The 11,692-nt window shown below is 44.9% G+C and carries 12 protein-coding genes; all 12 read right to left on the bottom strand.

From position 1 onward, the window contains the following. Positions 1-9 precede the first annotated feature (9 nt). Positions 10-1,230 (bottom strand): phospho-N-acetylmuramoyl-pentapeptide-transferase, encoded by a 1,221-nt coding sequence (mraY, locus tag ABS362_RS06060; protein WP_350411475.1) that lies wholly within the window; start codon positions 1,228-1,230, stop codon positions 10-12. 42 nt (positions 1,231-1,272) lie between these two features. Then, positions 1,273-2,733, bottom strand: a complete 1,461-nt coding sequence (locus ABS362_RS06055) for a UDP-N-acetylmuramoyl-L-alanyl-D-glutamate--2,6-diaminopimelate ligase (protein WP_350411474.1) — start codon at positions 2,731-2,733, stop codon at positions 1,273-1,275. Next, positions 2,733-4,832: a penicillin-binding protein gene (locus ABS362_RS06050; protein WP_350411473.1), complete on the bottom strand. Its 2,100-nt coding sequence runs from the start codon at positions 4,830-4,832 to the stop codon at positions 2,733-2,735. Before ABS362_RS06050 ends, ABS362_RS06055 begins: the two co-directional genes overlap by 1 nt. Further along, entirely contained in the window at positions 4,822-5,238 is a 417-nt protein-coding gene (locus ABS362_RS06045; protein ID WP_350411472.1) for an FtsL-like putative cell division protein, read from the bottom strand. The genes ABS362_RS06050 and ABS362_RS06045 overlap by 11 nt, the downstream gene beginning before the upstream one ends. Positions 5,239-5,293: 55 nt before the next feature. After that, positions 5,294-6,208 carry a 16S rRNA (cytosine(1402)-N(4))-methyltransferase RsmH gene (rsmH, locus tag ABS362_RS06040; RefSeq protein WP_350411471.1) on the bottom strand — a complete coding sequence of 305 codons (915 nt, stop codon included), beginning with the start codon at positions 6,206-6,208 and terminating at the stop codon, positions 5,294-5,296. Beyond that, entirely contained in the window at positions 6,208-6,675 is a 468-nt protein-coding gene (gene mraZ, locus ABS362_RS06035; protein ID WP_350411470.1) for a division/cell wall cluster transcriptional repressor MraZ, read from the bottom strand. Before mraZ ends, rsmH begins: the two co-directional genes overlap by 1 nt. Positions 6,676-7,242: 567 nt before the next feature. After that, positions 7,243-7,827 (bottom strand): hypothetical protein, encoded by a 585-nt coding sequence (locus ABS362_RS06030; RefSeq protein ID WP_350411469.1) that lies wholly within the window; start codon positions 7,825-7,827, stop codon positions 7,243-7,245. A 130-nt stretch (positions 7,828-7,957) separates the two neighbouring features. Next, positions 7,958-8,647, bottom strand: a complete 690-nt coding sequence (locus ABS362_RS06025) for a fatty acid desaturase (protein ID WP_350411468.1) — start codon at positions 8,645-8,647, stop codon at positions 7,958-7,960. A gap of 20 nt (positions 8,648-8,667) precedes the next feature. Then, entirely contained in the window at positions 8,668-9,519 is an 852-nt protein-coding gene (locus tag ABS362_RS06020) for a 4-hydroxy-3-methylbut-2-enyl diphosphate reductase (protein ID WP_350411467.1), read from the bottom strand. Between the two features lie 7 nt (positions 9,520-9,526). Further along, positions 9,527-10,225, bottom strand: a complete 699-nt coding sequence (locus tag ABS362_RS06015) for a lycopene cyclase domain-containing protein (RefSeq protein ID WP_350411466.1) — start codon at positions 10,223-10,225, stop codon at positions 9,527-9,529. A gap of 87 nt (positions 10,226-10,312) precedes the next feature. Beyond that, positions 10,313-10,846 carry a hypothetical protein gene (locus ABS362_RS06010; protein WP_350411465.1) on the bottom strand — a complete coding sequence of 178 codons (534 nt, stop codon included), beginning with the start codon at positions 10,844-10,846 and terminating at the stop codon, positions 10,313-10,315. Next, positions 10,846-11,679, bottom strand: a complete 834-nt coding sequence (locus ABS362_RS06005; protein ID WP_350411464.1) for a phytoene/squalene synthase family protein — start codon at positions 11,677-11,679, stop codon at positions 10,846-10,848. The genes ABS362_RS06010 and ABS362_RS06005 overlap by 1 nt, the downstream gene beginning before the upstream one ends. Positions 11,680-11,692: the final 13 nt, after the last annotated feature.

The raw sequence follows: 11,692 nt of genomic DNA, 5'->3' as shown, positions 1-11,692 counted from the left end.
TTTGTATTCTTAGCGAAGTTTTAAGGTTGCAAGTGTTAAAATGGCCAGCATGATTCCCACGATCCAGAAACGGCCAACGATCTTTGATTCGTGGTAACCCAACTTCTGATAGTGGTGGTGCAACGGCGACATTTTAAAGATGCGGCGGCCTTCGCCATATTTCTTTTTGGTATACTTAAAGTAGCTCACTTGCAGCATTACCGACAGGTTCTCTATCAGGAAAATGCCGCAAAGGATTGGTATCAATAGTTCTTTTCTAACTATAAGTGCTAGTACCGCAATGATACCTCCAATAGACAAGCTGCCTGTATCGCCCATAAAAACCTGGGCCGGATAGGTATTGTACCACAGGAAGCCAACACAAGCACCCACAAAAGCGAGCGAGAAAATGGCCAGCTCACCGGAGTTCGGAATGAACATGATATCCAGGTAATCAGCAAAAATGGTGTTACCTGAAACCCATGCAAAAATAGCCAGCGTTAGACCGATTATAGCGGATGTACCAGCTGCCAGACCATCGATACCATCTGTAATGTTAGCCCCGTTTGATACCGCAGTAATTACCAAGATCACAAACGGGATGTACAGGTAGCACGACCAGCCCTGGAAAAGCGGACCAGCAAATGAGAACAGGTTGCAGTAATCTAATTCGTTGTTTTTGCGGAACGGTATAGTTGTGATCATGCTGTGCACATCCACATACTTCTTGGATGCATTTACAGCTGAAGTACCACCATCAGTAAAGATATACTGACGCACCACTACGTCATCGTTAAAGTAAAGTGTAAGGCCAACTATAAGTCCAAGTCCGATCTGACCCAGGATCTTGAAACGACCTGCCAGACCTTCTTTGTTCTTCTTAAAAACTTTGATATAATCATCTAGGAAGCCGATGGCGCCTAACCAAACGGTAGAAACCAGCATCAGGATAATGTAGATGTTATCAAGCCTTGCAAACAAAAGCGTAGGGACAAGAATAGCCAGCAGGATGATCAAACCGCCCATAGTTGGCGTTCCTTTCTTTTCCAGCTGCCCTTCCAGACCCAGGTCGCGGATACTCTCACCCACCTGCTTGCGCTGCAATACTCTTATCAGCTTACCGCCAAAAATCATCGCGATCAGCAGCGACACCATTGTGGCCATACCCGCCCGGAAGGAAATATATTGGAACACGCCGGCTCCAAACATATCGTATTCACGATCCAGGTATGTAAAAAGGTAGTATAGCATTTAAATTTATTCGTTACTCTTGGCTAAAAGATGTAATTAAGTTCATTTCCCCAGTTGCTGAAAAGTTTCCTGCAGCACCTGCTTGTCATCAAAAGGATATTTCACCCCCTGTATTTCCTGGTAAGTTTCGTGGCCTTTGCCAGCAACCAGTATTATATCGTTCGGCTCGGCCAGCATACAAGCAGTTTTGATAGCTTCTTTCCTGTCGAGTACCGATAATGTTTTTTTATAGTCCAGCGGCTTCACGCCTTTCTGCATGTCGGCCAGTATAGTTTGTGGCTCCTCAAATCTTGGATTATCAGAAGTCAGGATAACTTTATCGCTCAGGCGGCAGGCAATATCAGCCATAACCGGGCGCTTGGCTGCATCGCGGTTACCGCCACAACCAACTATAGTTATCACTTTCTGCACCGGCGTCCGGATCTGCTGTATCGTATTCAATACATTCTCCAGTGCATCCGGCGTATGGGCATAATCAACTATACCGGTTATCTGGGCATCAGAAACGATGTAATCGAATCGGCCAGCGGCTGAATCGAGGGCAGAAAGTATAGTTAGTGTCTCAGTCGGATCTTCACCTAAAAGTACAGCCACTCCATAAGCACCCAGCAGGTTGTAAGCGTTAAATGCCCCGATCAGTTTGCACCATATCTCGTTTCCGTCTATATCCAGGTGTAAGCCCTGTATGGTGTTATCAATGATGCGTGCCTTAAACTCAGTGGCTTTGCGAAGCGAGAATTCGTGTATGCTGGCTTTAGTATTCTGCACCATTACCGACCCACGCTTATCATCAGCATTTACCAGGGCAAAAGCACCTTTCGGTAGCATATCGAAGAATGATTTCTTGGCCTTGATGTACTCGTCGAAACTTCCGTGATAGTCTAAATGGTCGTGGGTGATGTTTGTAAAAACGCCACCTGCGAAGGTTAATCCTGCTACACGCTGCTGTACCATAGCATGCGAGCTTACTTCCATGAAACAATGCGTGCAACCAGCTTTTACCATCTTAGCCAGCAACTCATTCAGCGTTACAGCGTCAGGTGTGGTATGCGTAGACGGGATAATTTCTTCGTCGATCTGGTTCTGTACTGTTGAAAGCAACCCCACATGGTAGCCCAACTCGCGGAACAGTTTATGCAACAGCGTTACAGATGTGGTCTTGCCATTTGTGCCAGTTACGCCTACCAGTTTCAGTTTGGCCGAAGGGTTATCGTAGAAGTTGGAAGCCATCTGGCCTAACGCCTCTGCACTGTCTTTAACCAGCACATAGGTAACGTCAGCTTTCTTCTCTTCCGGCAATTCTTCACAAACTATAGCTACAGCATTCGCTTCGGCGGCTTTTGTTATGTAAGCATGTCCATCAGCCTGCACTCCGCGCACAGCTACAAACAATACACCCGCCTGCACTTTCCGTGAGTCAAAAGTTATACTTTCAACGGGCACATCAAGCGGACCGATGGTGTTTAGCACCTGTACGTTATGTAGTAATGTCTGCAGCTGCATTAGCTTAAAACTATAGTTATCTGTTTTACTTTATTTATAGTTGATCCAGCCTCCAGCGACTGTTTCTCCACGCGCTTCCCTACGCCCTGCACATTTACTTTCAGGTTCTGATTACCCAGTATGAATAAGGCATCGCGAAGCGTTAACCCTACCACATCCGGCACTTTGCCATCCAGTACCGGGTTCGGAACAAAATCAAGCGAACGACGGCCTGGCTGTACCTTCACCCATTCTTCGTCAGTATTTTTAGGATGATTGCTGATGCCAAGGCGGTTGCAGATCGTTGACAGATCATCCAGGCTACCGGCTTTAACCAGTGGCAGGCTTTCTTTATTTGGTGTTACCCGCTCACGCAACGATTTATGCATTTCCAGGTCGCGGGCGTATGCTTTATCAGCCAGTTCTTTAAATACCGGAGCAGCCACATCAGAGCCATACACATTTACCCCTTTCGGACTGTCTATGATCACGATGCAACTATACTTTGGATTATCAGCCGGGAAGTAACCTGCAAAAGATGTAGAGTACTCGCGCACGTATTTTCCGTCTTTCACTTTACGGGCAGTTCCTGTTTTACCAGCTACTTTATAGTCAGCACTTTTAATATTTTTGGCGGTACCGTTCTCAACCACACCTTCCAGCATGGCACGTACTTTCTTAAGCGTAGCATCGGAGCAAACTTTATCCACCAGCACGCGCGTTTTAAAAGACTGAACTACTTTGTCTGCTTTGCGAATTTCTTTTACAATGATCGGCTGAATTTTAGTACCGTTGTTGGCAACAGCATTGTATAAAGCTAGGGTCTGCAACGGAGAAAGCTTGGTTTCGTAACCGATGGCCATAGACGTAAGCGTAGTACCATACCATGTTCTATCCTGGGGATGTTTAATGAACGGACGAGCCTCACCATCTAACTGAAAGCCAAGCGTATTGCCCATACCAAACTTATCCAAGTAATCTACATATGCCTGCTGGTGGCTACCAAAGTGCTTTTCCATGAGCTTAGCCACCCCAATGTTGGATGACTTCTCAAAAACCTCCTGCACTGTGATCTTACCATAACCATTGATCTTAGCATCGGTCATGTAGGTATTTTTAATCTTATACCTGCCGTTACCTGTATCAATTGAGTCTGTCAGGTTTACTTCCGGCGCATATTCAAACAAAGCCATCATAGAGGCCAGCTTAAAAGTAGAACCCGGTTCTGTTCGACCCTGAGAACCAACGGCATAGTTATAGTCTTCGATGTAGCCGCCTTTGGTTTTACCAAGGTTCGCCATAGCCTTTATTTCGCCGGTCTTTACTTCCATCATAATCACCGTACCGTACTCGGCATCTGTTTTCTCAAGGGCTTTGTAAAGGGCATTTTCGGCAACGTCCTGCAGGTTAATATCTATCGTTGTTTTGATATCGTAACCGTGCTGCGGCTTCACTTCGGTGCCATCGTAAATTGGCTTGCTACCACCGGCAATGCGTTCGAAAAGCGCCTCACCATCGGTACCAGACAGGTTATCGTTGAAACTAAATTCTAACCCTGCTCCGTTCTTATCTTCGTTTATAAAACCGATGGTACGCTCGGCCAGCATGCCAAACGGCTTAAAGCGCTTTTCAACTTTTTCAAAAATCACCCCGCCTTTGTTTTTACCACTTCTGAAGACAGGCCATTTTGCCATCATCTTTTTATCCTGGTAGTTTATCTGGCGGCTGTTCAAACGAATGTACTGACGGCCGGCATGGCGCGCATTCTTGATCTTGCGACGATAATAATCTTCAGACTTATCGCCATAAAACCGCGAAAGCAACATAGAAAGAGAATCTATACCGGCATTAAAAGTTTTGGCATCGGCTATAGTTGGATCAAAGGCTACACGGTAAAATGGCAGCGATGTAGCCATGATACTCTCATTATCAGAGTAAATATTGCCACGCGTAGCAAAAACAGGACGGTAATAGATGCGGCGCTCTTTAGAAATAGCTTTCCACTTCTCTCCATCCTTAATCTGAATAACCCCGATCTTGTAAACTATAGCGCACGCAAAAATGCAGATAACCAAAAAGGCTACCCGCACACGCAACACTATGGATTTCTTAATATTCATCTTCCGAAACTATAACCTGATATGGTGGAGATGAACTTTCTTCGAGGCCGAGCGGTGCCACATTACGGGCAACTTCCGATTGCTTGCTGGCCTCCATATAATCCGACTTAAGGGTAGTATAGTCGGCGCGCAGGTCTTCGGTCTCGACCTTAACCTTGTCTATTCTGCGAATGGTTTTCTCGGCATAATGGGTGTTGCCGATGTAGAAAAGCGTTAGCAGCGTTACAAATAAAATGCGGGGTAAGTATTTAAGGGGAACACCTTCTTCAAACAGAGCATCTACGCTGGCATATTTTTCCAGTAATCCAAAGATACTGAAACCTTTACGCCTTTTGGGCTTTGGAGCCTCCTCTTCTGGCTTCAGACGCACCGTGTTTGCTCTGGGTACGCTTGCTTTCTTAGTCATAAGGTTAGAAGCCATAGTTACTCTTTTAAAATATTTGGCTTATCAGGCCAGGTGTTTAATCATCTAAATCTCTTTTCTCTGCTATTCTTAGCTTTGCGCTTCTGGAGCGACTGTTTATCAGCAATTCTTCTTCAGTGGGCACTACCGGCTTCCGGCTTACTGCATCCAAAGGCTTTTTTTCGTTACCGAACAGGTCTTTCTCAACCTCCCCGAAGAACTTGCCCTTGGCTATGAAGTTCTTTACTAACCGGTCTTCCAGGGAGTGGTAAGAGATCACAGCCAGTCGTCCGCCAGGTTTCAGTACTTCTGCCGCCTGCACCAGCATCTCCTCCAGGGCTTTCATCTCGTCGTTAACCTCGATGCGGAGTGCCTGGAAAACCTGTGCCAGGTATTTATTCTCTTTGCCTTTCGGTGTACAGGTGCGTATCGCCTGTTTAAAGTCTTCTATCGTCTCGATCGGCTTGCGGGCACGTTGTTCCACTATAGTTCTGGCCAGCGTTTTTGCATTCTTCACTTCGCCATAGATGCCGAAAATGCGATGCAATTGCTCTTCAGAGTAGTTCTCCACCACATCTTTTGCCGAATCGCCCTGGTCGTAGTCCATGCGCATATCCAGCGGACCATCGAAGCGGGTCGAAAAACCACGGCTGCCTTCGTTAAACTGGTGCGATGAAACACCAAGGTCAGCCAGAATGCCATCCACCTCTTTTACACGGTAAAGGCGCAGGTACTTTTTCAGGTCGCGGAAGTTAGCGCGCACAAACTGAAAGTTTGGTCCTTCCAGCTTCTTAGACTGCTCTTCTGCATCACGGTCCTGATCGAAACTATACAGCTTACCGGTTGTAAGCTTGCTAACTATAAGTGCCGAATGTCCGCCACCACCAAAGGTCACATCTACATACACACCGTCCGGTTTTATTGCCAAAGCATCAACCGACTCTTCCAACATTACAGGGCGATGGTATTCCATTATAGCAACGGCTCTTTTTCTTCTTTATCTCCTAAGAACTTCTGCGCCAGCTGCGAGAAATTCTGCTGGTCCTTGATCAGGAACTCTTCATACTTATCCGGGTTCCAGATCTCTACACGGTTACCCAAGCCAACTATAATCACTTCCTTATCCAACTCCGCGAAGCGTGCCATGGTTTTAGGCAGAACAAAACGCCCTGTTCCATCCAGCTCGATCTCTGTGTTGCCACGAAAGAAGTTACGCTGAAAGTGGCGATATTCTTCGTTAAACTCGTTCAGGCCGGCTACCTTATCATAGATTACTTTCCACTCTGCCTTTGGGTATAATACCAGGCAAGGCTCAAACCCCCGCATCAGAACCACATGATTGCCAGACGCCTCCGGCAGGTTAGCTTTTATCTTTGCAGGTAAAACTAACCTTCCCTTTGGGTCAATCTTGCATTCAAATTCGCCAGACAGGAAGTTCATGTTTTTCTATAGTTGGTCCGTATAGTTTTCGGAGTATACAAATGTAACGATTCAGCAAAACACCACAACCACAATCTCCCACTTTTTACCACTTTGTGGATAAATTATGGTAATCCACACCACTTATCCACATTATCCACATACGTATCAACCCACTTTGGGTATAACTATATTTGAATATTTGAATGTAATCCACTATTATACGAGAGACCCAATTTGTAAATCATTGATATTCAATACTATAAACCAAGCCTATAAGCACAACTTCAGAGTGGAGCGGATTTCCACAGTAAAAGTGGAAGAAAGTGGGAGATGTGGATGAAAGTGGAGAAGCTTCCCCGGAAGTGTGTCCGATAATTCGGCTTTCGTCAAATTTCGGATAAAGATCCTGACCTTAAACGGGTTATCAGCTTTTGATCCAAAAATGACCTAATGCTTCTGAAACTATAGTTAGATATACAGAAAGTGAAGTGCGACAGACATGAACTGGCGACTACAGGCATAGCCAACTATAAACAAAAAAGGGAAACTTTAGCAGCTTCCCTTTTTTGTTTATAGTTGATTGATCTAAAACTTAAACCCGACATGCATACCAATAGCAAATACAGGAGTTCCTTTAGTATAGTAGTTATACCCGATCCGCCAGCCGGCCACGCCACTTCTCAGGAAGTTAAAGTCATTTTCCATAAATCCGTTAAAACCAACGTCGGATGTACGAATGTGCGCTACTGAACCATCTATTGTACCCTCTTTGGCATCAGAGTTAATTTCGGAGCGATGCCTGGCAGCACCGCCTACGCCTAAACGCAGGTTTATAGTTTCTTTTTGTATCAGGTCGAAGCTGGTTTCCAGTCCGCCCATGTAAAAAGTGTTTTTGATAGAATAGATCTCCTTGCCTTTGTCGTAACGGGAGGCTGTAAGCAAACCTAGATTTAAACCAACGGCCACGCGCTCGCCCAGGTAATGGCTGAACTTGTTATTGAACATAAGCCCCTGGCTATCGAACTCTGAAAGCCACACAAAGCTTACGCCCGACACAAAACGATTGGGATCTTTGCTGGTAGCACGTTTGAAACCATCTGCATAGCCATTAAAACTGGCTAAAAAAAAGACACACAGCAAAGTAAAAGAAACTAATATTGATTGGCGCATAAAGCTGCTGATAAGGTTGGAACGAGTTAATGAAGGTTTAGGCAAAGTTGCTAGTCATACGCAATCCAGACACCCACTGTTACACACTACTGCACGAAAACATCCAATTATTTAAATATAGCGATCGTTGCTAGGCTTTGGCCTTGTATAGTTGCCACCACGGCAGGTAAGGCTTATCGTGATGCTCGTAATGGTAGCCGAAAAAATAACAGCTCAGAAATGCCCACAAATGGTTTTTACGCTGCGTTCCCGATTTATGCGGGTTGTCCGGGGCATGCTCGCCGCGATGAGGCAGATACGTACCAAAGTAAAAAAGCTGAAACGTAGCCAGCACAGCAGGCAACATCCAGAACAGGATCACATTCTCTGTCGGGAAGAAATACTTGAGTACATTAAATGTTACAGCCATTAACACTAGTTGCCACCAGGTAATGTATTGTTTTAGAAAACTGAAATACCATGGCCAGAACGAACCATGATGATAGTCTGGATCCTGCTCCGTAGCGACGTGCTTGTGATGCTGGTGATGTCGTGGCAGTAAACGCGGGTACCAGTTATAGGCAAAAAGAAAGGCAGTTATAGTTCCTATAGTTCGGTTAAGCTTTGGGCGGCCGGGGGCAACTACGCCATGCATGGCATCGTGGGCAGTAATAAAAAGCCCGGTATATAGATGCATCTGTACCAGCATAAAAAGGTATGCCACCGGTGATGTGAAATCTATAGTATAGTCAGTTAACAGGTATACAAGCAGCCCAACCCAGCAACTAACTATAGTTGCGGCAATTATTATTCCGCGGGTATCTCTTTTTATAGTTGGCATTAAGCTTATCAGGCACTTTATTATACTTCAAGTTTAAGCAAACTATCCCTTACCTGCTCCATAAGCCACATGGGCGTAGAGGTTGCACCACAAATACCAATGCTTTCGCCAGTTGAAAACCAACCCGGCTGCAACTCTTCGGCTTTTGAAATAAAGTAGGTATTAGGATTGGTATTTTTGCAAACCTGGAACAACACTTTGCCATTAGAAGACTTTGTACCTGAAACAAATACAACCTTATCAAACTGCGAAGCAAACTTACGAAGCTCCTTATCGCGGTTTGATACCTGCCTGCAAATAGTATCGTTGGCTTCTACTTCATAACCTTTGGTCTCGAGCTGATTTTTGATACTATAGAAACTATCAGTGCTCTTGGTGGTCTGGCTATAGAGCGTGATCTTAGCTGGCAACTTGTGCTGCATCAGTTCATCTATATTCTCGAAAACGATCGCGTTGTTGTTTGTCTGACCTAACAGGCCTAATACTTCGGCGTGACCATGTTTCCCGTAAATGTAAATGCGGTCGTCTTTATCGTAGGAGCTTTTGATGCGGTTCTGTAGTTTAAGCACTACCGGGCAGGATGCATCTATCAGCGTCAGGTTATTGGCAAGGGCAGTCTGGTAGGTTTCGGGTGGTTCGCCGTGTGCGCGTATCAGCACTGCTTCGTTTTGCAGTTCCCTGAGTTGTTCGTGGTCTATTATCCGTAAACCGCGTTGCTGCAGGCGCTGCACCTCTTCATCGTTATGCACAATATCGCCCAGGCAATACAAGTAACCTTGTTCATCCAGAATATCTTCGGCCATCTGGATGGCATACACTACTCCAAAGCAAAATCCGGAGTTAGAATCGATGGTTACGTTGAGGCGCTGCATATACAGGTTATACAACTGAAGTCTGATATTGTTTTATACTGAATTTTTCACGCAACGCTTCATAAACAGAGATAGTTAGCAAAAGCATCAGCATGGAGTACATGGTATCTTCTACGGGTATGGAAATAAGCCGGAAACCCAGGTTATAGTTGTCGTTATACCACACTACTGGCAGATAGGTCAGGACCCCGTTTACCAACAGAAAAGGAACCAGGTGCACCAGGTAAGCCAGGTAAAAACGGCCCAGGTACCTGGTATTAAAAAAGCGTAAATGCACCAGATGCAGGAATGCCAGTAGCATAAAGGTGATAACAGTATACCATCTGCCCATATTAAATACAGCTATAGTTGGCAACACTATGATCAGGCCCAAAGCTATAGTTTTGGCATAAGGCTGCAGCAGATCTTTGGTGATGTAAGCGTTTAAAACATCATAAATAAAAACGCAGGCATACGGCACGGTTATAAAGAAAAGGATCTCTTCCAGAGGCAGATTCCAAAAGTAAATGCCCGTCAGGTATTCTTCGTTAAACCCCCAGATGCCTTGCTCTGTAAACTGCACATCCCAAACTATAAACAATACTGCATTCACAACTATAGCAGGCAGCAAAGCAGGCCAGTTCCTGTAAAACGCCACTTTCTTATCAAAAGACAAGAGCAGCGGAAACAGAATTGTGAAGATGTTCAGGTATAGGTAGATATACACTTTTTTATAATGAATAATGAGTAATGAGTAATTATTCAGTTAATGAAGGGTTTGACCAATTACTAATTAATCATTCTTCATTATTAATTAAATTTTCAGGCTTTTCAGCAACTGCTTTTCTTCCGGGGTGCAACGCTCTTTTTCCAACATCACATCGCGCATGGTCTGGGCCAGCGCCTTGTTTATCCCTGATTTCGGATGCTCTACCAACCCCTCAATAATAATCGCCTTGTCTTCGGCCATATGCTGGCTCATGTTCAGGTAATCGGGTATATGGTACTCCACTATAAAGCGCAGAAACCTGATCTCTGGGTTAGCCTTATTTAACGCAACAGCTTCTTCGAAAAGCGCCATCGCTGCATTCAGGTGCTTCAGTTTAAAATAAGGGTTCCAGACATATTTGGCCATTACAGCTTCCGAAGCCGCTTTGTACCCTAACACCACCGGCTCTTTGCCCGTGTACTTTTCCATTTTGTCGTGGAACTGATTTGCTGCCTCTTCATCTTTGCTGGCAGCCAGGTATTCCACCCGTAATTCAGATAGTTTATAAGCTGTAGCATCTGCAGCATGAGCCACAGACATGCATACCATTATCAGGATGAAAAGTAAATATCTGCTCATTAAATCGCGTTAAGTTGATACCTGAGATATGAACTGACGAGTAGCGCCAGCTTTGTGTTATCAGGTACTCTTACGCGTTCTGTGAGAATGTGGGTTGCCGGGAGGTTCTGTATTTTGCGGAAAAGCTTTGTATAGTACTTATAAGCCAGGTAAACACCGAGGCGGGCAGTACGCGGCAATTCCATAATTCCTTTGTAAGCGTCTTCAAAATCTTTGCAGATATCAGCTTCAATTTCCGCTTTGCTTATGTTATCGAACAACTTAAAATCTACTTTCGGGAAATACACGCGACCACGATCCAGGTAATCGCTTTGCATATCGCGCAGGAAGTTTACTTTTTGGAAGGCAGACCCCAAACTACAGGCAGGACCTTTTAAGCGCTCGAACATGTCGTTATCGCCTTCGCAAAACACTTTCAGGCACATCAGCCCTACTACTTCTGCAGAGCCATAAATATAGTTGTCGTATAGTTGGTGATCGTATTGCTGTTCTTCCAGGTCCATTTCCATACTTCTCAGGAAGGCCTCTATATATTCCAAATCGATCTTATACTCATTTACCACGCACTGAAAGGCATGCAGCACCGGATTTAAACTGATACCAGTTTCGATAGCTTTATAGGTGTGTTCCTTAAATTCCTGCAGCAATTCCTTTTTATTGTGCTCATGAAAAGTATCCACGATCTCGTCGGCGCAACGCACAAAACCATAAATGGCATAGATCGGGAAATGGAACTTCTGGTGCAGTGTTTTAATTCCCAACGTAAATGATGTGCTGTAAGCTTCGGTAATTACTTTGCTGCACTTCATGCAGGTCTGTTTAAATAAATCCATAGGCGTGCTTAAA

This window comes from Pontibacter populi, assembly GCF_040278685.1.
In the GTDB taxonomy this organism is placed as follows: domain Bacteria; phylum Bacteroidota; class Bacteroidia; order Cytophagales; family Hymenobacteraceae; genus Pontibacter; species Pontibacter populi.
The sequence above is the reverse complement of the archived record's forward strand: the minus strand, read 5'-3'. Positions and strand labels throughout refer to the sequence as shown.